This is a genomic window from Wolbachia sp. wLmal, from assembly GCF_049435495.1.
GTDB lineage: Bacteria > Pseudomonadota > Alphaproteobacteria > Rickettsiales > Anaplasmataceae > Wolbachia > Wolbachia pipientis.
This window is the reverse complement of sequence record NZ_CP185405.1, coordinates 989,337-1,010,841: the sequence shown is the minus strand read 5'-3', so window position 1 is coordinate 1,010,841 and position 21,505 is coordinate 989,337. Positions and strand designations below refer to the sequence as shown.

General features: G+C 34.3%; 17 protein-coding genes, 1 tRNA gene and 4 pseudogenes. 17 read left to right on the top strand and 5 right to left on the bottom strand.

Annotation, left to right across the window (positions count from 1 at the left end):
• Window positions 1-3: 3 nt before the first annotated feature.
• Window positions 4-593, bottom strand: a pseudogene (locus ACEL90_RS05075) (transposase); the annotation flags it as partial.
• A gap of 71 nt (window positions 594-664) precedes the next feature.
• Window positions 665-868, bottom strand: a pseudogene (locus ACEL90_RS05070) (hypothetical protein); the annotation flags it as partial.
• Window positions 869-928: 60 nt separating this feature from the next.
• On the opposite strand from ACEL90_RS05070, the gene ACEL90_RS05065 reads away from it, so the two are divergent.
• From ACEL90_RS05065 to ACEL90_RS05040, 6 genes are all read left to right on the top strand, one after another.
• Entirely contained in the window at window positions 929-5,251 is a 4,323-nt protein-coding gene (locus ACEL90_RS05065) for a hypothetical protein (protein WP_423348832.1), read from the top strand.
• Between the two features lie 848 nt (window positions 5,252-6,099).
• Window positions 6,100-6,609, top strand: coding sequence for a hypothetical protein (locus ACEL90_RS05060; protein WP_423348831.1), 510 nt, complete (start codon window positions 6,100-6,102; stop codon window positions 6,607-6,609).
• Window positions 6,610-6,876 carry a CPBP family glutamic-type intramembrane protease gene (locus ACEL90_RS05055; RefSeq protein WP_423349302.1) on the top strand — a complete coding sequence of 89 codons (267 nt, stop codon included), beginning with the start codon at window positions 6,610-6,612 and terminating at the stop codon, window positions 6,874-6,876.
• A gap of 303 nt (window positions 6,877-7,179) precedes the next feature.
• The gene (locus tag ACEL90_RS05050) at window positions 7,180-7,371 is read left to right on the top strand and encodes a hypothetical protein (protein WP_423348830.1); all 192 of its coding nucleotides are present in this window, start codon (window positions 7,180-7,182) and stop codon (window positions 7,369-7,371) included.
• Entirely contained in the window at window positions 7,362-7,634 is a 273-nt protein-coding gene (locus ACEL90_RS05045; RefSeq protein WP_423349301.1) for an Hsp20/alpha crystallin family protein, read from the top strand. The genes ACEL90_RS05050 and ACEL90_RS05045 overlap by 10 nt, the downstream gene beginning before the upstream one ends.
• Before the next feature lie 269 nt (window positions 7,635-7,903).
• Window positions 7,904-9,439: an actin-bundling T4SS effector WalE1 family protein gene (locus ACEL90_RS05040; protein WP_423348829.1), complete on the top strand. Its 1,536-nt coding sequence runs from the start codon at window positions 7,904-7,906 to the stop codon at window positions 9,437-9,439.
• Window positions 9,440-9,872: 433 nt separating this feature from the next.
• On the opposite strand, the gene ACEL90_RS05035 is transcribed toward ACEL90_RS05040, so the two are convergent.
• The 3 genes and pseudogenes from ACEL90_RS05035 to ACEL90_RS05025 all read right to left on the bottom strand — a co-directional run bounded on the left by ACEL90_RS05035 (window position 9,873) and on the right by ACEL90_RS05025 (window position 13,456).
• Complete coding sequence (locus ACEL90_RS05035; RefSeq protein WP_423348828.1) at window positions 9,873-11,033, bottom strand: WD_0033/WD_0034 family tandem repeat-containing protein; 1,161 nt, start codon at window positions 11,031-11,033, stop codon at window positions 9,873-9,875.
• A gap of 64 nt (window positions 11,034-11,097) precedes the next feature.
• Window positions 11,098-12,485, bottom strand: a pseudogene (locus ACEL90_RS05030) (recombinase family protein); the annotation flags it as partial.
• A 10-nt stretch (window positions 12,486-12,495) separates the two neighbouring features.
• Window positions 12,496-13,456: pseudogene (locus ACEL90_RS05025) on the bottom strand (IS630 family transposase).
• A 681-nt stretch (window positions 13,457-14,137) separates the two neighbouring features.
• On the opposite strand from ACEL90_RS05025, the gene rpsL reads away from it, so the two are divergent.
• From rpsL to rplL, 11 genes are all read left to right on the top strand, one after another.
• Entirely contained in the window at window positions 14,138-14,512 is a 375-nt protein-coding gene (gene rpsL, locus ACEL90_RS05020) for a 30S ribosomal protein S12 (RefSeq protein ID WP_006279787.1), read from the top strand.
• A 5-nt stretch (window positions 14,513-14,517) separates the two neighbouring features.
• The gene (gene rpsG / locus ACEL90_RS05015; RefSeq protein ID WP_007549313.1) at window positions 14,518-14,997 is read left to right on the top strand and encodes a 30S ribosomal protein S7; all 480 of its coding nucleotides are present in this window, start codon (window positions 14,518-14,520) and stop codon (window positions 14,995-14,997) included.
• 21 nt (window positions 14,998-15,018) lie between these two features.
• The gene (fusA, locus tag ACEL90_RS05010) at window positions 15,019-17,094 is read left to right on the top strand and encodes an elongation factor G (RefSeq protein ID WP_423348827.1); all 2,076 of its coding nucleotides are present in this window, start codon (window positions 15,019-15,021) and stop codon (window positions 17,092-17,094) included.
• A gap of 11 nt (window positions 17,095-17,105) precedes the next feature.
• Window positions 17,106-18,278: an elongation factor Tu gene (gene tuf / locus ACEL90_RS05005; protein ID WP_423348792.1), complete on the top strand. Its 1,173-nt coding sequence runs from the start codon at window positions 17,106-17,108 to the stop codon at window positions 18,276-18,278.
• A 13-nt stretch (window positions 18,279-18,291) separates the two neighbouring features.
• Window positions 18,292-18,364 (top strand) — tRNA-Trp (locus ACEL90_RS05000).
• A gap of 19 nt (window positions 18,365-18,383) precedes the next feature.
• Window positions 18,384-18,584: a preprotein translocase subunit SecE gene (gene secE / locus ACEL90_RS04995; protein ID WP_423348826.1), complete on the top strand. Its 201-nt coding sequence runs from the start codon at window positions 18,384-18,386 to the stop codon at window positions 18,582-18,584.
• Entirely contained in the window at window positions 18,574-19,410 is an 837-nt protein-coding gene (gene nusG / locus ACEL90_RS04990; protein WP_423348825.1) for a transcription termination/antitermination protein NusG, read from the top strand. The genes secE and nusG overlap by 11 nt, the downstream gene beginning before the upstream one ends.
• 2 nt (window positions 19,411-19,412) lie before the next feature.
• Window positions 19,413-19,853 (top strand): 50S ribosomal protein L11, encoded by a 441-nt coding sequence (locus ACEL90_RS04985; protein ID WP_423348824.1) that lies wholly within the window; start codon window positions 19,413-19,415, stop codon window positions 19,851-19,853.
• Window positions 19,854-19,857: 4 nt separating this feature from the next.
• The gene (gene rplA, locus ACEL90_RS04980) at window positions 19,858-20,511 is read left to right on the top strand and encodes a 50S ribosomal protein L1 (RefSeq protein ID WP_423348823.1); all 654 of its coding nucleotides are present in this window, start codon (window positions 19,858-19,860) and stop codon (window positions 20,509-20,511) included.
• Window positions 20,512-20,523: 12 nt separating this feature from the next.
• Window positions 20,524-21,042, top strand: coding sequence for a 50S ribosomal protein L10 (rplJ, locus tag ACEL90_RS04975; protein ID WP_264703190.1), 519 nt, complete (start codon window positions 20,524-20,526; stop codon window positions 21,040-21,042).
• Between the two features lie 26 nt (window positions 21,043-21,068).
• Window positions 21,069-21,470 carry a 50S ribosomal protein L7/L12 gene (gene rplL / locus ACEL90_RS04970; protein ID WP_007551887.1) on the top strand — a complete coding sequence of 134 codons (402 nt, stop codon included), beginning with the start codon at window positions 21,069-21,071 and terminating at the stop codon, window positions 21,468-21,470.
• Window positions 21,471-21,505 lie beyond the last annotated feature (35 nt).

Here is a 21,505-nt window from a genome sequence, read left to right as displayed (position 1 = left end):
TAATCTTCTTCTAAGCTTAGCTTGAATGCCATTTTTTGCATTATATCTTGCACTGTTTTGATGTTACAATTTTTGCCTAAAGCTTTTAGTTCAGCATGGATTTTAGGAGCTACGTACCTGCATTGTGATGCTTGATATATTTTTTGAATATCTGCTAGAAGCTCCTCTCTTGCTAATTCTTTATTGCTTTTCTCCTGAGCAACCCATTTATAATAACCACAAGCAGATACATTTAAAAACCTACATAACTCCTGTATTTTATAGCTGCTTCTATGCTCTTTTATAAAAGAATATTTCACTCTTTTTGGCCAGCAAAATATCCCAGGGCTTTTTTTTAATGTCTCTTTCCCTAGTTATTCTTGCTAACTCTTTCTTTAAGTCAAACCTTTCTTTGTCATAAGGAGCTAACTTTCCTTTGCTTGGAAATGCATCTACTCCAGACATTTTTCATTATATTTTCTTACCTATCTGCTTAATAAATCTCCACTCATACCTAAATCTCTTGCTATTTTTGCTGATGATTGACCTGTTTCTCTTACTAGTTTTATTGCTTCCAATTTAAACTCTATTGTATATTCCCTTCTCTTTCCCATATTATACCTCTTTGAAAAAACGTTCATTTTACTTCAAAAACGTCTTAACTTCCTCTCTACTTTTTTTGGGTAAGGTCATTCTGCAATAAAGTATCATAAAACTTTCCACCGCTTAGCATTAGCTTCCGCATTATCTTTTTTCAACTACCCTTATCTAATTTGTGAAAATGCGTGTCCAGTATTGTATATTCTGCAAAGCTCCACTTCCCATCATTACATGCATTTAGCCTTGCTTCAGCAGCTAGTACTTGGTCTATAACTTTGTTCGATTCATTGTTGATTCTGTTTGGCTTTTGTGTTTTAATGTTCAGAAATCGAGTTTTATTAGGGATTTTGTGGATTTTTCTCTCTATGTTGTAGTCAATCATCTTGATTTAACAGGGGTACGACAACTCGATCCTGAAAAATTGCAAGAGTTCTTAAAAAGTGAAGAAGCGAGTAGAACGGTACGTATTATTTCTTTAAGTCCGGGGCTAATCAATCATGGTGATGGTGATCTTGGTGCTATTTTCTCTACCCTTAATGTGGATTACCTTGAGTCGATTAACTTAGTAACAAAAGAAGGCGGAGAGAGGAGTGTCTCTGATTCGGACTTTGGTGAACTTCGTTCCTCCCTTAGACAATGGAAGAATATTTATTCTATCAACATAAGAGGTAACTCATGTATTACCGTGAATGCGTTAGTAAGACTACTTGCGTTTAAAGGTGCTTTAGGGCTGACTTCTCTTGATATAAGCGGTATCAATTTCTCAGGTGATAAGATTTGCGCTTCTCTCTGTTCTCTTAAAAGTCTTTCTAGTCTTTATTTAGTAGGCAGCCTAACTAAGCAAGGAAGTTTTAAGGCTTTAATTGATAGCGGTTGTATCAAGCAACTCACTTGTCTTGATTTAAGCAAAAACGGTATTAGTAATCAAGATCTAATGACTTTGATTAATAGCGATCATGTCAAAAAACTCACTCATCTTTACTTAAATGAGAACGACATTGATGATAAAGGTCTAAGACTTTTAGCCCAGAGCAACCACCTGACAAAACTTACTAATCTCGATTTAAGCAATAATGCTATTGAATTTTCAGATATAAATTCTTTATACAACAATAACCTCAAATCTCTTGTCTGTATTAATCTGAGCCATAACTCAAAAGGTGGAAGAGGTTCACTTGTCCCTACTCTACTCAGTGTTGATTACAGAAATATTACCTCTCTTAATTTAGCTTTTTCGTTTCTTATTACTGCTAATGTTATACAAGGTTTATTTCATCAAAATAAGTTAGAAAACCTTGATTTTCTTGATCTAAGTGGTAACAGCATTCAAGATAAAATTATGGAAGCTTTAGCTGATTCTATGATTGAGAAACTTAAGCATCTTCATTTAAATCAATGTTCAATTACTAATAAAGATTTAGCTATATTAGGTAATAGCAACTGGATTAAGAATGTGAGCCATCTCACATTAGCTGATAATCGACTTACTACATTAGCTTTGAATACATTTATTCAATGCCAAGGTTTTAAGGGTCTTACCTTTCTTGATTTGAGTAATATCAGACTTAATTCGACAGGAAATATTCTCACTCAAGGTAACATTGGAAACGTTACCTCCCTTGTTTTAGCAGATTCCGAAATTGATGATGCTCTTTTGAAAACTTTAGTTGATGTCCTTAACCTTAAAGGGCTTATTTTTATTGATTTAACAAATACTCGTGTTTCTTTTTTATGCATAAAAGATTTAATTAAATCCCATTTTAAAAGTCTTCTCTCATTAGGCTTATCCTTTGAGAATGATAAAACTGAAGCAATGCAGAGAGATGTTGATTCTTTAAGTGAAGTTGTCACTGAAAGGTTAACCGTTACCTTTACCAATTCTACTGCAAAAGAAAATGCCACTAAATTTAGGATTATAGTTCCTGGATCTAGAGGTAGATCACCCGATAATGATTCTAAAGCGCAACAGGAAAATGATCGCTCTTTTAATCCAGATAATCCTTCAAATGTGACAAATACTGATGAATCAGCCTTAACCGACCTTGGTCATCATTCGAAAAATGCTACTAATGTACCTCATATTGTCATCGATCAATGCCGAGATATATCTCCTAATGATGGTTTGAGAGCAGCTTCTCAAACGCCGCAAACAGGTCTCCATCTTCAAGTAAGAAATACAAGCCAATTGAAGAAACATTACTCTTCTCTAAACGCACCGGTAACTTTTATTAATAAAAGAACCACCGCAGAATATCAGTTTTTTACCAATGGTATCGATGACGATGTAAAGTTATCAGAGTGGATGCAATTATCTTGTAAAACTTTTCCCTCTGATGTTCCCCTTAAAGAAAATACAACAGCGTTTGGATTATTATCTTCTGTTCTCGATGTAAATTGTTTAAAGTTGTTCACTAATAAAAACCTTGGTTCTCTTGTGGAGATTATTTTATTTCAATGTCAAATAGGTGATGAAGGTGCAAAGTTTTTGGCCGAAAATCTCCCGCCTTCGCTTACTACAATTAGTATAAAATACAGCGACGTAACTTATATTGGCATATCATATTTATTTAAGAGTGGTCTCTCATATATTGATGCATCATACTGTAGTCAAACTTCTACTTTTGATACTTCTACTCAGCACAATCCTTTGCCTCCCTCATCTAAAAATGTAACTTTTCCTATTGGTTCGAAGTTTATTTTTAAAAATATGCTCATAACTGGGGGAGAGTTCAAGAAGTATTTCTTGTCTGGCAACATTAATTTTTATGGAGTTATTCAGCTTAATTTAGAAAAAAACTCCATCAACGCAGATGATCTTTCTGCTTTGTCTCAGAAAGATGTCAGTAATCTTTCGAAATTAGATTTAACTAGTAATAATCTTAATGATGACTGTGCAATAGCTTTAAAGAATTGTTCGTTTCCGGACTCTATGGAACTTAATTTGGGAGATAATAATATTGGTAATAGTGGTTTACAATCTTTGCTTGAAGCTGATTTTTTTGAAAAGCTTGCTGTACTTCGTATGAACAATAACAAATTTGATCATAAAGGTTGGAAAAATTCAAAAAGTCTTGCTTTTCGAAACCTTCAATACCTTAATTTATCCGGGAACTTAATTGGTTCTACGGGTGCAAAATTCATAGCTTCTCATGAATACCCGAGGCTTGAAAAGCTTTATTTAAGTAATGCTGTTCTTGGTGATGGAGGTGTGAAATATTTGACAGAAAATAGTTTTCCATTACTTACCTTAGCTGGTTTAAATTCTAATAATATTAGTAGTATAGGTGCAATAAGTTTAGCTAATAAAATGTGGCCAAGGCTTGTTAAATTGACTTTAGATGGTAACTCTATTGGTTATTCAGGTGTATCAGCTTTTGCTGGTAGAAGTTTGCAAAAGCTTGGAGCGTTTTCCATAGGTGTTGTACCTCATGTCCCTCCCGAATGTATAGGGAGTTTATTCAGATCTAGCTTCGAGATTCTTAGTATTAAAGTTGTTACTAAATATCCAGCTGATATGGAAACTTATGAAAATTCTAAGCCTCTGGATGATGGTAAAGAAATAACTTTTTCTTCAAATTCGAAGTTTGTGTGTGTAGACACGTGTATGCCTGGTGGAAGTTTTGCAAAATATTTCTTGTATGGTAAGATTGATTGTAGAGGAATTGTTCAACTTGACTTATCAGGAAATACTCTTTCCAAAGATGATATTTGTGCCTTTGCTACTGCAAACATGGAACAACTTGATATTCTCATATTACAAAATACTAATATTAATGATGAAAGTTTAGAAAAGTTAAGTAGTATTAGTTTTATGAGAATTAAAGAGATTAATTTATCTAATAATTCTATTAGTGGTGAGGGTGCATTGAAAGCTCTTCCTAATTGTTGTTGGAAAAGTACTGTAAAAGTTTACCTATTTAATAACAAAAATATTGATGAAGATCACAAAATTCAAATAAAGGATTCTTGCGCGGTTAATGTCTTTTTTGTTCTGGAATACGATGGATCTCATAATTCATCTCATAATTCATCTCGTAATTCATCTCGTAATTCATCTCGTAATTCATCTCGTAATTCATCTCGTAATTCATCTTGTGGTTCATTCTATGAATGGTCAAATGATTCAATTTTTAACCTACAGTTGACTAATTTACGTACAAGTTCACCTAATCTAGATTCTTTGCCAGCTGGATTAACTGAGAAGCATGTTTCTTTCGCTTATAATGATGATTCAACCTATCCTCCTACTCCTAAAGATGTTGCTTCAGTGGTTCTAGCAAATGCTGCTGGCAGTAGTAAAGAAGATGCAAGTACAGGTATTGATAATATACGAATAAATAACGATACTTCATCAAGTAACTCTATTCATTCCCCAGCTGAACATGCTCGTGCTGCTAATGAAAATTTGCTTTCAAGTATTAGTGATGTTGCTCAAAATCCAGTTTACAATGGTACTACTTTGTCAAAGAAAAGGGCTAGGAGTCCAAATGTATCACCACCTATGCTGAGAAAACTCCCCAGAGGTAACGTTCATAGTTTTATTTCCACTAATACAGAAAAAGAGATATTACAACTTGGTGGTTCTGGTAATTTTGGTGGTACGCAATCCATCTTAAAAGATCCTCAGGCTAGTAGTGTTTCTGACCGTAGCAAGGGTAAGGACGGTAGATAGAGGTAATACGTTGATGAAGGAAGTGTTAAAAAAAACGTACGTGCTAAATTAAGAGATTGTGAGCAAATTTAGGAGAGTTAAGGTGAATACCAAGTTTTTTTGTACTTACGTCAATATTTAAAAAGGCATACGGGCAAGTTGAATAAAGTAGAAAGGAGCTCTTAAGTAAGTAGCTATTAATTCAGCAGTATATAATGCTAACAAATTTAAATAGTGCAATCATTTCCAGCGCTCAGGACCAACTGTTGTGAGAAGAGTTTGTTTTGAGATGGCTTGTGCTACCACGTGATCCATACGAACTTTTTTATATGGTAATTTCACTGTACGCTAAAACCATCTATATTGGATCACTTTCGCTAAATCTACGTACGAACTGGTTTGCCTAATTTTGTTGTAACAATTTCAAGCTTTTATTTTTACAACCCTATTTTTACGCAACGCGTTCTCGTAAATATACGTACTATTTTTGTGTTTTTGGGGAAAGTAAATAATTAAGATTTTTGTCATGCTAATCAATGTAATATTCTTCTCAAAAATACTTCTTATGCTATCTACAGATTAAGATATAGATAACACGCTGAAAATCTTCCCCATTGTGATAAACTGAGTAAAGCTAAAAAATGATAATTTATTACTATATTACATGAATCTGATTGTATGTAGAATGGGTAAATTATTGAAATTCTTAGATTTTTAATGAATTAGGGAACAGCAGTGAAGTTTTTTTACTCAAATTTAGGTGTTATTCATTGACAACTTTTATTGTAAATCTTAGAGTAGATAAGCTAAATTGTTGTACTGTATTGATACTTTTTTTAACAGAATTGTAAGATGTAGGAGTTATGTACATGAGTAAAGAGTGTATGGTGTTTATTTTGGTTACCTATCTGCTGACGTTTCTCCTGGTCCATGTTGTACCTAATACTCTTTTTCTTGCTTCTTTTGTACCTGGCGTCATTGCTATTCTATTAACGATTTATAATAGGAAGAAAATAAGTAGCCTTTTTAAGAAGGATTCAGTAAAAAATCTTCTATGTGGACTGATGATCCCATTAGTGACGTTTCCTAGCGTTTTTGGACTAGGTCTGCTATTCTCATTGATAAAATATGAACCAAAATTAGAACCTGTTGGCATTGTTTACTTTGCGCTTCCGATTGCGTTTATTGGTAGTTTCGTAGGTAGTGCTATTTCTAGTATTTCAATTATGGTTGGTTGGCAAGGTTATTTTTTAAAGAACATAAGAGCCCAAATATCAAATTTTTATGCTAGGGTGTTGTTGATTGGTTTACTTTATGGAATATTTTCTACAATTATAGTTGCTGGTCATACAGAACATATGTCACTTCCCATGATCTGAATTTCTTTTGCTCATCTTCTCTTAACATCTATAATCTATACTTGGCTGTTTGAAAAAAACGGTTCAATTTGGTCGGTGGTTATAGCACATAGCTTGTTTTATGCTTTTCCTTTTTCTCTCACACCTATTGTTGGGGTTGCCTTTTTCCAGTCTGTAAGTTTTTCGTTGCTACTAACAGTTTTCTATTTTTTTGCTGTCCTAGGCATTGTTCTGTTTGGTGAGCCGAATAGAGAAGGAACGTTTCTAAAAACTGTTCATAATCCTTGATATGTGCATTAGTAGGCTATTGTATTGCACAAGTTAGTCTATATTAAAGAAGAAGGTTTCATCGGTAGGACGTGAAGATTTAAGAAGGATTTCTCACTCTAGGGAAGAAATTTCTAGGTAGAAAGTGTTAAATCGAGATTCATTACTACCCACGATAATCTAAATAAGATTTTTTCTTATAATCAAGTTATAGTCAATTCGAACAACTTTTCACATCTAATAAAACTTCTAATTCTAGATTTAGGATTGAAATTAGTAAGTGGAATGATTATGTAATGCTTATATAATAAAAGGAGGTACAACATGAGTAATATAGTTCATTCAAATAAAAACAATAATCGTGATAATTTTAGTGTAAGAGGATTGCAAAGAGCTGTTGATGAAATATTTGATAGCTTCTTCACAGGGTGGGGCTCAGAGCTTTCTAGAAGGGGTAGTAGTCTATTACCAGCTTGCGACTTTTATGAAACAAAAAAAGCTATTGTCTGTCACTAGAGTTACCTGGTATTTCGAAAGAAAACATAGATATCAGCATATCTGGCAATAACTTAATAGTGAAGGGTGAAAAGACGTGTGATAAAGAGTCAAAAGATAAGCAGTTTTATCATCGAGAAATATACTGTGGCTCTTTCTATAGGTCTATTCAGCTCCCAGTAAATGTAGAGCAAGATAAGGTATCTGCTAATTTTTCAGATGGAGTATTGCACGTGACCATACCTAAGTCGGGGAAACACATCAAGAAAATTGATGTAAAGTAACCAGTAAGTAATAGCAGGCTTCTAATTTTAGGCTTGCTGTTTTAAATCATTATAGATGAAATGCGATGAAGTTCCTCATCTTATTTTAGCTGAACAAAGTTTCTTGAGTTATTTATCTTACCACACCCTAGAATTGTGCATCTGAGTCTCTATAAAATTATGTCCAGCTAAATTATTTTAAGCTGTGCCAATATTAGCAATCAAGTTAACACTAACTTAATGATGATATATATAAAATGTAATATATTGAATTAATAGTGAGGTTAAAAATGTTACCTAATGAAACAAATTCAGATCATCTTCTAACTCAACAAGAAAATGATCTTGATTTAAAGAAATTTACTGAAGATCCATCAAATATAGAAAGTGTTAATAATCACAAAAAGCTCAAGGAAAGAATCACTGACCTGTTAAAAGGAGATACAGAATTCTCTCGCATGAAACGAGGAGATCAGGCTCTTATAGTAGGTACGGCAAGTGGGTTATTTACAGCATTATTAACACTTTTGGCAGTTGGTGCAGCATTTGCTATACTAGGTGCTACAGTTGGTCTTACTTTATATTTCGCTGTAAAAGTAACTGTAAAATCAGTTCAATCTGGATATAAAGGACTCAAATGGTCAGCTGAAAAAACTGTTGAAGGAACACAATATACTGCAGGCAAAATAAAAAAAGGCTTTATAAACGCTAAAGATTCGTTAAAAGAAGCTGGAAGTTCTGTAGTACAGAAAACAAGAGAATGCACCAGTGATACACTTAAAAAAGTGGGAAGTAAATTGGGTAATTTGGGTTCAAGTATATCTAATTTGGATAGCATCCCATATTCAATAGACTTGCAGAATCAAACTGTTGTTTTAAAAACAGAAGAAAAAACGAAAAACTTCAATAGTGTGAAGGAGATGCTTGTTAATGAAATTTTGCAAGACAAGACTGTCAATAAATCTGCTTTAATTAAGGAAGTATTCTCTGAATTAAACAGAAAAATATTGGAAAAGGCTGATTCTATTGATGGTCCACAAGGTTTCAAAAAGGACCAGTTAATCAATCAATTGAAACAACAAGCAGATTTTGTCAAAGAATTGTATGATAAGAAGTTGCAAAATTTATTGGCTCAAGATGATAACAATCTCTATGAAATTTTCTCTGAACATCATGATGAAATCAAGAGGATTATTAGAGAATGTACAATAGAGCATAAACTTTCTAATTCTATAGAGAACCTTAATAAGATAGCAAGCAAGTGTGGTAAAAGCAAAAAAGTAAGTAATGTGAAGTATCGAGGTGAAACACCAACTGCAACAATAGGATGTAAAATAGGAACAACGCGACGTAATAGCACTGGTAACCTTACTAAGGTATTAACTCCAAAAGTACCAAATATAAGTGCTTCACTGACTAATTTGAATCAGGTTATAAATTCATTACCACAAAATTCTCTGAGTGAAGATGTTTTCAATCATCCTACTGTCAGACGAAATCTCGATGCTTTATCTAGTAGAACTGCAACTCGTAGTAATTCTGTTAGTAGCTATTTTAGTGCCATTAGTACGTTCAGTGATATCGATGACAGTATTGCGTCTAAAAGCAGTTCTTTCAGTGACCTTAGTGATTCTGATAGTGGAAGAGGTGCATCTATTCCTTCTACACCAGAGAGGATGATTATTTCTTCGGACGACTTAATTAAAACTGGGTCACAATTGAAAAAAGTAAATTATCAGGAAAAAGTAGGTGAACAACAGCCTTCTACATTTATGTCTGGTCAAGAGCCTATTCAGGTGACACAATCTTTGCAAACATCAATATAAACAAAACAGCTCACCTTCTTCAAAAGGATGTTACTTATTCAGTAATGTCCTTTTATTTTCTACATTCATATTTATAATACAGATTTTGGATTATATTTTAGATAAATTGTTAAAAATCCTTACTCTTTTTATTAAATCTCATCAAATTTAAAAATCTTAGTTTATTGCATACTTCATGCAGACATTATTGTGGAATTATTAATAACTCCTGAAACCTGAATTATGTATTAATAATTAAAAAGAGGAAGAATACCGATAACTTATAATTACGAAATTTAAGATAGAAAAATTAATGGGCACTTTTTAAATTCGATTACACTTAGCTAAAAAATCAAGATTTTCAATAATTTACCTTAAATCTAATCCATAATTTGGGTTTGAAGAATGGATAGTAGGACGCTCTACTTTTTCAAGCCTGGTATTAGGTTCTAAATTACTGCACAATGCAAAACTTACACAAGCTAACCCAGCAATTCCAATAACTATCCCTAGTATATGCATTTCCATAATACAAAATAATACCTCTTACCAATAACACTACACCAATAACTCCATCTAAAATCGGTTGATTTGATGATTTTTTATCTTTGGTAATACTAGATCTAATATGAAAATATGGTTCAGCTTGAAATGACCTATTTGGTTCTTGCATATTAGTTTGCGTAAAAGTATTTTGGTCTTTCTTATTGATTTTACAGATGGGTTGATTTGTATGACGATTTTCTCTGTGCCACTCAGTGTTGTTTTCTGTATCTTCCTCAAATATATTAACGATTTCTTCTTGTTCATCAGTAATAAAATTTAAAGGATTTTCTTCGTCTTTGTTTTCCTCTTTTACACTGGTTTCACATGTGAGCTTAGGATCTTTGCTTCCTGTTGAAATATTTTTGGTTTCTTCAATATTTGCAAACATAGGTTTGTGTATTTTAAGATTTCCACAGTCTTTATTGATACCCTCACATCTAGTTTCAACATTACTACTTGCAGCTTCAACTTCTATATTCAGAATTTCCTCAAACTCCTTCATAATCAATACAATTTCTTTACAATTTTGTTTATTAGCATAATCAATCAATGTATGGCTTATCTCTTTACCTTCTGCTTTCTTTACTTTCACTTTTTGGTTGAGAATTTTTTTCAAAATACCATTCTTTTGAGAAGCTTCTAGAACTGCTCTAACAGCTTTAATATTTTCCTCTAATATGCAGGATAACAGCGCTGTGTCAGTTATTGTTAGACCATTTGGCAAATTTTGGATCAATTCCTCACTAAGAACATCCTGTAAGATTCCTTGATTTATTCCTTCTTGTAAAAGCTCCTCAAAAGCTTGATTATTTTTATAGAACATAGATTGGCACAGTAGCGTTAGAGTCCCTTCCTTTTCCTCATCCTTGTAAATTATTTTTTTTGTAAGAAGTTTCTTTGTGTTGTAATTAGATTTATTAAATTTTTCACTAATATTTTCACCGTTTTCTATCTTCTTTAATAGCTTGAAAAGCTTTTTTTTATCTTTATTTGTAAAATTGTCCTGATCACCTGCAAGCTTATAGATTATATTTTTTTTGTTCTTGATCTTTTTGAACTTTGGCATCATATTTCTTTCTCTACAATATTTAATTTTATAAATTGGTTACATTAATAACTCATTAGTTGCTTAATTAAGGCACCAATTTGTAAAACTTATCCATCTGCTCACTCCACAACATCGGTATTTCTCTTAAATCAGCTAGCTTCAAACTTCTTGGCTGCTTCCCATTTATTATGTCTTCTTTAATTTTTGGTGCTAAATAATTTAATCTCAAAATTTGCTGTATACGTCTTGTACCTATATTAATTTTAGCACTCAGCTCCTTTACACTTCTATATTTTCCTTCCTCTAGTTGCCGTTTCCAGAGATGTGCTCTCACCACTGCTTTCAGTAGCGCATTATTTGTTTTCCCTTCTGGCTCTACTACTGTGCATTTATTTCCTTTCTTTTTTATTGGTGTAAATTCCACCTTATCCTCTAAACTCACCTCTATTCCATCTTCTTTTACCATTACTCCCTTTATTAATTTTTTCACTACTTCTTTCTGCTTTCCAAAACTTAAATTTTTCCATTTTTCTTCGGTCTTTTCTTTCCCATTTTCATATAGCTGCTCTGTCTTTCTCATTACTTCTTTTTCTACTTCTCCTGCTATTACATTTCGGTTTTCTGATTCACAACCTTTTCCCCTTAAATGATTGTTGCATACATAATATCGATACCTTTTATTCTCTTTTTTTGAGTATGTCAGAGTCATGTTTACATCACAGCCCTTGCACTTAATTATTCCCTTTAACAGTGCTTCCTCGTATTTCACCTTTCTATATGGTTGATTCCTTATCAATTCTTGTGCTTTTTGCCATTTTTCTTCCTCTATTATTGCTTCATGCTTTCCTTTATACTCTTTTTCATAATGTCTTATCTTTCCCATATATATTGGATTTGTTATTATTCTTCTCACCGTCGCTTTTTTAAAGATATCTGCTTTCGTTCTGTAACCTTGACTATTCAATTCCCTTGCCAGTTCTGCCATTGACTTCAGCTCCAAATACCTTTCAAATATATGCTTCACCGTCTTTGCTTCTTTTTCATTTATTATTAATTCTTTATCTTTTACATCATATCCAAGCGGCAAAGTGCCCCCATCCACAATCCCTGCTCCTTTGATGTTGCTATTTTATTTTTTACCCTTTCTACGATCATTTCTCTTTCTAGTTGTGCTGCTCCTGATAATACCGTTTGTACAAACTTTCCCATTGGCGTATTATTGTCAAATATCTGCGTTACTGCTACAAAATTTACTCTATGTCTTCTAAAAAATGATGTTACTTCGATGCTGTCTTTTGTTTCCCTTGATAGTCTATCTAGTGTGTACACTACTACACAATCTACTTCTCCTCCTTTAACATCTGCAAATAATTCCTTTATCGCTGGTCTTTCTAAATTTTTCCCTGAATATCCGCCATCATCGTACCTTCTTGCCAATGCTACCCAACCTTCTCGGCTTTTTATATACTTCTCATACCAACTCTCATTGTTGGCCAGTCAAATAGGAGACATTGCAGAGTTGTTTAATTGTGGAGCTGGCAAGAGAAGTAATAAATTTGCACAAAGCACCCTCAAGCAGAGCAATTGTATCGTATATTTTATTGCGCAAAATGTTCTGTTTTATATATAACCAAAGCCTCTCAACAGGATTGAGCTCAGGTGAGTATGGAGGTAGGCATATAATGTCGATATTTTTAGGTACCTTTAAATTTTTTCCAACTAGCACAATCCATAACAAGAAAAGCCTCTCGTGTTTCTAGATATTGCGACATCTGCTCAAGAAATATGTCTATGCAATCAGTGTTGACATTTGAGCTAGAACTCTCTCCATTTCTAGGATTAACCGCACTATAGAGATAGAAATTTTGCCTACCTAATTTTGTTTTAACCTGTGTTCTAATCCCCTTTTTAAACCACCCATGTCCAACCTTTGAATGTGTGCCAAACCGTGATTCATCAAAGAAAAATAGCTTCATTGAGATTTTTTTTTGAATTCCTCTTGTTTGCTTTTATCTTGTCCATTATGAACTGGTCTTGGTGTAATATATGAGAATTTCATCTTTTGCATATAGCGGTGTACTGTAGATTTGCTGATATTTAATCTGAACTTTTCCTGGATTCTTATTCTCATTTCTTTAATGGTAATATTAGGATTTTCTTCTATCCACTCTTCAATTTGCTGTAGTTGAACCTGATTTAATTTAGTTTTTCTACGGCGTTGTGGAGGAGCAAACAGTTTTTCTTCTCTGCCAAATTTTAGGTCATGCAGTAAGTGCCTTTCTTGAAATGCAATATATTTTTGCTACAGCCGTTATACTGTACTTTTTTGCTGCAATTACAGCATTTAGTTTTTTTGAAACATATGCATTATTCCTTACTTTCTTCAGCATTTCTTTTGCTGATTCTACTACTTTTTCATCCAATAATTTTGATCTTAATGCCATTTATACCTCAACTATTTTACTTACTTCATTATCGCTTTTCTTCCATCTTTGTCCATCTGTTTGCCGTGTAATGGGAATTGGTATAAGCAAGCAGACTAGCACAGAAAGTGGTTACAACATTTTCGATGAGATTATATGGAAAACTGGATTCCAGTGTCAAGCACTGGAATGACACCTTCCTGCTCAGTTCATGTTGCCATAAATATTAAGAAATTTACCAAGTAAAAAAAAGGCAAAAGATATCCCGTATTAGCTAGTTGTCACTCTCTAATCCTGCAAATTGGCGTACTATACTGTCTTAAACGCTTTATAAGCGCGTTTCAGCTTATATAGGTAAAAACCCAGAAATGTTGTGAAGACGTAAAGTGTGCATAGTGCAAAAAATTAAAAATAAGACGCCAATTACGTAATACTGTTGCCATTTAATCTGCACAGATTGAAGATAAATGAATACCTTCAGTACCATGATAATGGGGCTGGCGAAGGGTGTCAAGTAAGTTTTTTCGTTTCTACTGAATGACAGTTGTGGCTTGGGAGGTAGTGCAAGAAGTCTACTGATGGCTTTCAAGGCAGTTGAGCTTAATTATTAGAGTAGTAATGTTTATTTTTATATTGACTATTGAGGTTTATTATTTTATAACTAGAAACTTAGTTATTTTAATGAGCTTGAGTTCATAACATATGCCTACGATAAATCAATTAATACGTAAGGGTAGATTAGGATTGACCCATAAGAAAAAGGTACCAGCTTTGGGAGAAAGCAACCCTCAAAGGAGAGGTGTTTGCACTAAGGTGTATACTACAACTCCTAGAAAGCCTAACTCAGCACTCCGTAAAGTAGCCAGAGTAAAAATTAGTGGGTATGGTGAAGTGACGGCTTATATACCTGGTGAAGGTCATAATTTACAAGAACACTCTGTTGTTTTGATACGTGGTGGGCGAGTTAAAGATTTGCCAGGTGTGCGTTATCACATAATAAGAGGTGCCCTTGATCTGCGTGGTGTGCAAAATCGAAAGAAAGCTCGTTCAAAATATGGTGTAAAGAAATCTGGTTAAAGTTTATGGCTCGTCGGAATAAAGCAAAAAAAAGAGAAATAAGTCCTGATTCGCGTTACGGCAGTGTTTTGCTGATGCGTTTCATTAATACAATCATGAAATGTGGTAAAAAATCTACTGCAGAAAAGATTATCTATGACGCTTTGTCTTTAGCTGAAAAGAAAATAGGCGAAGGTGGGTTATCAATTTTTGAGACAGCAGTAGGAAATGTTACTCCTTCTATAGAAGTGCGTTCTCGACGCATTGGTGGTGCAACTTATCAAGTACCTGTTGAAGTTCGACAAGATAGAGCGGTTTCTTTAGCGTTAAGGTGGATTGCTAAAGCAACTTCTGCTGCTCGAAAAAAGAGTGGAAAAACCACTGTTGATTGTTTGCAATCTGAAATACTGGATGCTTATAATAAACGCGGTGGTGCGTTTAAGATGTGCGAAGAAAAATATAAAATGGCTGAAGCTAATAAGGCATTTTCTCATCTCCGTTTTTAATGTTAGCTAATTAATTGTGATATGGAGGTTGGAATATCTAAATACAGAAATATAGGGATAATGGCTCACATAGATGCTGGTAAGACTACCACAACAGAGCGTATTTTATTTTATACTGGTAAGCAAAATAGAATTGGTGAAGTGCACGATGGTGCAGCTTCTATGGATTGGATGGAGCAGGAAAAGGAGCGTGGTATTACAATCACATCTGCTGCAACAACATGTTTTTGGAATGATCATAGGGTCAATATAATAGACACTCCTGGTCACGTTGATTTCACTATTGAAGTTGAGAGATCTTTAAGGGTTTTGGATGGTGCAGTTGCTGTATTTGATGGAGTTGCTGGAGTTGAACCTCAATCTGAGACAGTGTGGCGTCAAGCTGATAAATATAGCGTTCCTCGTATCTGCTTTGTTAATAAGATGGATAGAATAGGGACAAATTTTTATCGATGTGTTGATATGATAAAGACGAAGCTTGGTGCAGCACCTTTAGTTATTCATTTACCAATAGGGAGTGAGAAAGATTTCAAAGGTATAATTGACCTTATTTCTATGAAAGCCATTATATGGCAAGAAGAAACGTTGGGCGCTAAATTTTCTTATGAAGATATTCCTTCTGATTTGCTTGATAAGGCTCAAGAATATCGAAATCTTTTATTAGATGCTGCAGCTGAGATGGATGATGAAGCGATGAATACTTACTTTGAGTCTAATGATCTGCCAGTGGATTTACTGAAAAAATGCGTGAGAAATGGGACCGTTAAAGGAAAATTTGTTCCTGTGTTATGTGGATCAGCTTTTAAAAATAAAGGCGTACAACCACTTTTAGATGGTGTGGTTGACTTTTTACCTTCTCCTATTGATGTTGATGTAATTGTTGGAATTGATCCTAAAGATTCAGAAAAGAAAATTGAGGTCAAACCTTCAGAAAAAGAGAAATTTGTTGCTCTTGCATTTAAAGTGATGACGGATAAATTTGTAGGCAGCTTGACGTTTATCCGTATTTATTCTGGTAAATTAAAGTCTAAATCTACCGTTTTAAATGCGTTAAAAAACGAAACTGAAGGGATTGGCAGAATGTTACTTATGCATGCAAATAACCGAGAAGATATAACTGAGGCTAGGGCTGGAGATATAGTTGCTTTAGTTGGGCTAAAGAAAACAACCACCGGAGATACTTTATGTTCTGTTGATTTTCCTATATTATTGGAGCGTATGGAATTTCCTGAGCCTGTTATTGAAATTGCTGTGGAACCTAAAACCACTTCAGATCAGGAAAAATTAGGTATTGCTCTAAATAGGTTGGTTGCAGAAGATCCTTCTTTGAGAATGTCAGTAAATGCGGAAAGTGGCCAGACTATATTGAAAGGCATGGGTGAGCTCCATCTTGAGATTATTGTTGATAGAATGAAGCGCGAATTTAACGTTGAGGCTAACGTCGGTGCTCCTCAGGTTGCATATCGTGAAACTATCACTAAATCTGTTGAAATTGATTACACTCATAAAAAACAATCTGGTGGAGCTGGTCAGTTTGCTAAGGTTAAAATAAAATTTGAACCTCTTGAGCCTGGTTCTGGGTTTCAATTTGAAAGTAAAATTGTAGGTGGTGCTATTCCAAAAGAGTATATTCCTGGGGTAGAAAATGGCTTGGAGTTGATAAAAGAAGGTGGTATAATTTCGGGATTTCCGTTGATTGATTTTAAGGCTACCCTTCTTGATGGTGCTTTTCATGAGGTTGATTCTAGTCCTTTAGCTTTTGAACTTGCTGCTAAAGGTGCTTTTAAAGAGATGGCAAATAAAGCTGGTCCAAAAATGCTGGAGCCTATAATGAAAGTTGAAATCATTACTCCTGAAGAATATATGGGTGATGTTATGGGTGATATAAATAGTAGAAGAGGAAATGTTGCTGATATGCTCGATTTAGGTAATAATAGTAAAATAATTACTGCTTCGGTACCTCTTGCAAATATGTTTGGTTATATCAACGTTTTGCGTTCTATGTCTCAGGGAAGGGCGCAGTATAGTATGCATTTTTCTTGTTATGAGCAAGTGCCACAATATGTGGTTGATGAGTTAAAGTTAGAGTATAATTAAGGGTAATGATTATGACAGCAATAGTGGAAGCATTTGGAAAGCCGCATGTAAATGTGGGAACAATAGGACATGTGGATCATGGGAAGACAACGTTAACAGCGGCGATAACGAAGCATTATGGAAATTTTGTAGCGTACGATCAGATAGATAAAGCGCCAGAAGAAAGGAAGAGGGGGATAACGATAGCAACAGCGCATGTTGAGTATCAGACGGAAAAAAGGCATTATGCACACGTTGATTGTCCTGGACACGCTGACTATGTAAAGAACATGATAGTAGGTGCAGCACAGATGGATGCGGCGATATTGGTAGTGTCGGGGGTTGATGGGCCAATGCCACAAACGAGAGAGCATATATTGCTGGCGAAGCAGGTAGGTGTTGGATATATCGTGGTGTATATAAATAAAGCTGATGTTGCTGATGCTGATATGATAGATTTAGTAGAAATGGAAGTGAGGGAATTACTGAGTAAATACGGATTTCCAGGGGATGAAGTGCCTGTGGTGGTTGGTTCAGCACTCAAGGCGCTGGAGGATGACAGCAGCGAATATGGAAAGAAATCAATAGACAAATTGATGGAAAAGTTAGATGAATATGTAGCGGTTCCACCAAGGCCTGTGGATTTACCATTTTTATTGCCAATCGAAGATGTATTTTCGATATCGGGGCGAGGAACAGTGGTAACAGGAAGAATAGAGAAGGGAGAGATAAAGACGGGAGAGGAGATAGAGATAATAGGTCTGAAAGCGACGCAAAAGACGATATGCACAGGTGTAGAAATGTTTAAGAAATTGCTGGATAAGGGAAGTGCAGGACTCAATGTAGGAATATTGTTAAGAGGAATAAAAAGAGAAGAAGTAGAGAGAGGGCAAGTATTGGCAAAACCGGGGACGATAACGCCGCATAGAAAGTTTAAGGCGGAGGTTTATATATTAAAGAAAGAGGAAGGAGGAAGGCATACACCATTTTTTGCGAATTACCAGCCACAGTTTTATTTAAGGACAACGGATGTAACTGGGAGCATAAAATTGCTAGATGGGAAGGAGATGGTAATGCCAGGAGATAATGTGAGTGTAGAAGTAGAATTGCAAGTACCGATAGCAATGGATAAGGGATTGCGTTTTGCGATAAGAGAAGGCGGTAGAACTGTTGGTTCTGGTGTTGTTTCTGAAATTTTGGAGTGAGAGTTTGAGTTATAGGAGTGTAGCTCAATTGGTAGAGCGCTGGTCTCCAAAACCAGAGGTTGTAGGTTCAATTCCTATCGCTCCTGCATTAATGTTGTGGTGGAAATGTTAAAAAGTTTGTGTGGTTTTTTCTGTGATATAAAGCAAGAAATACGAAGAATTGCTTGGGTAAAGAAACAGGAGGTGTTGTCATCTCTATTTGTTGTAATGATTGTTATATTATGCTTTTCGATTTTCTTCTGTTTTGTGGATTTTATGTCTCTTTACTTAATTAAGGCTTTATTTGGAATTATTTATGGAATGTGAATATAAATGGTATATCATTAAAGTTGATTATGGATATGAGCAAAACATATGCGAATTGGTAAGTAATGCCGTTTATTTTAAGGAAGTGTTTATTCCTTATCAAACGGTATGTAATTCAAAGTCTGATATAAAAGAATCATGTGAAGTGTATGTATATATGCATCTGTGTGATGAAAGCAAAAATATTTTGAATCAAACGCCTGGATTCTGCAGTGGCGAATCTGGTGATTTTGAGATGATTTCAGATGATGAGATAAGTTTAAAGTGTAAAGAATTTAATAGATATAAATGGTATATCTTGAGAGTTGCTTCCAATTGTGAAGAGAAAGTGCGCCAACATATATTGGAAAATTCTATGAGATTGGGTGTTAATGATTACTTTAAGGAAGTTTTTATTCTATATGAAGAGCTAAGTGAAGTAGAGTTGAAATCTAAGAAAATTGCTACACGAAGGAAATGCTTTCCTGGTTATGTCTTTTTATACGTGAATTTATGCGATGAAGTATTGAATTTTATCAATAATATACCAAAATCTCTTAAGGTTTATGGATTTTTGAAAAACGGTAATATTCCAAAGGTGATTTTGGATGATGAGATTCACTCAATGTGTAATGCACTTTATAATGCTCAAGAGACAAAGAAGTTAGGTTATGGTTATGAAAAAGGTGAAAAAGTGAAAATTAATGATGGTCTTTTTCAAAATTTTACTGGTAAGGTAAATATGGTAAACGATGAGAAAAAAATTATTAATGTGGAAGTATCGATTTTAGGTAAGCCGACAATAATAGAGCTTGATCTGGCTCAAGTAGAGAAAATAGAGGATTAATTATGAGTGTTATAGTTGCTAAGATTAACTTACTTATGGAAGCTGGGAAAGCAGTTCCAGGACCGAAAATTGCTTCAGTACTTGGTCCACGTGGTATACCTGTTCCTAAGTTTTGTGAAGCTTTTAATAAAGTTACTAGTGCTGCTAACGCTAATTATAAAGTAGGCGATTTAGTAACAGTGCGAATTTCCATAAAGGATGATCGCTCTCATGATTTTACTGTCAGCGGTCCGCCTGTGGCTTATTTACTTAAGCAGGAGGCTAAATTAAGTAAAAGTTCTGGTAATCCTGGTAAAGAATTAGTGGCTAAATTACCTATGTCTGCTATAATTAAAGTAGCAAGGTGCAAGATGGTTGATATGAAAGTGGATAATGAAGATTCAGCAGTGAAAATGGTTGTAGGCACTGCAAAATCTATGGGTATAGAAGTTGTGGAAGGTTAGGTAAATGAATACATATAATGATAATCCTAAGCAGTGTTTGAAGAAGATTGTTGAGTCTGCTTCAGCAAAATTTAATGAATCAGTTGATATTGCGGTTAATTTAGGCGTAGATTCACGTAAATCTGAAGAGCAGGTGCGTGGTACAGTAGTTTTGCCTAAAGGTATCGGGAAGAATATTAAAGTAGCTGTTTTCGCTCAAGATAAACATTTATTAGAAGCTGAAAAAGCTGGTGCTGATATTGCAGGAGGAGAGGATTTAGTTGAAGAAATAAAAAAAGGTAGAAAGTTAGATGTTGATTGGTGCATTACTACTCCTGATTTTATGGCAAAAATCACTCTTATTGCAAAAGTATTGGGTGCTAAAGGGCTGATGCCTAACCCTAAATTTGGTACTGTGACTTCTAACATTGCAGAAGCTATTAAAATCATTAAGTCTGGTCAGGTAAAATTTAGAACAGATAAAAATGGTGTTATTCATGGTAAATTAGGAAATATTAAATTTGATATTGATGACTTGCTAGAAAATTTAAAAGCCTTTCTTAAAGTAATTAAAGATAATAAACCTATTTCTGCGAAAGGAATTTACTTTAAGGGTGTTTTTTTAAATTCAACTATGGGTAAAGCTTATAAGATAGGCAAAGTGGAAGATATAATTTAAGGGAGTGATACCGTGAAGCGTAAAGATAAGGATGAATTTATACAGAGCACAATAAACGTATTTGTAAATAATGATTTCTTGATATTAGTAAATTTTAAATCTATAAATGCTAATGATTCATTAACTCTGAGGAATAGTCTGAAGTCTATAGCAGGTGGGGTATTAGTAGTTAAAAACACTCTAGCGCGCTTGGCTTTGGAAAGGACTGGTAAATTCTCTTATTTATCAGGCAAATTTTCCGGTCCTGTTGCTATTATATACTCTAGTGGCATAGTAGAAGCTGCAAAATTAATAGTTGATTTTACTAATGCTGACAAAGAAAAAATGTCTGTGATTTGCGCAGCTCATTTAAATGAATTGTTAACAGTGGAAGATGTTAATAAACTGGCTAAGTTGCCTTCTCTGGATGAATTGCGCGTTAAAATTATGCGTTTAATATCTTATGATATTCCTGCTCGGTTAGCGTTGTCTATTAATTCATCTTCTATGAGGCTTATGAGAGTTTTGGATTATTATAGTTCTAAAAAATAAATTTGTTGTTAAGTAAGGTGGTAATTATGAGTAATGTAACAAGTGATTTGGTTGATAAAATATTATCTTTAAACCTATTAGAGGCTTCTGAACTTGTAAAAGTTTTAGAAGAGAAAATAGGGTTGCCTGCTGGTTCTTTTCTTGGTGGAGCTGTTGGTGCTGGGGCGCCTATTGGTGATAATGCTGCTGCTCCTGCTGCTCAAGAAAAAGCTGAGTATAAAGTTGTGATTAAAGAAATTGATGCGAGTAAAAAAATAGGAGTTATTAAAGCTGTGAGAGAGGTTAATTCTACATTGGGTTTAAAAGAAGCAAAAGAGTTGGTTGAATCTTTACCTAAAGATTTGACTGCTAATGTTCCTAAAGACGAAGCAGAAAAAATCAAGCAAAAACTTATTGAAGCAGGAGCAACTAAAGTGGAGCTTGAATAATATTTAATGTATTAATTTTATATTGATATAGCTCT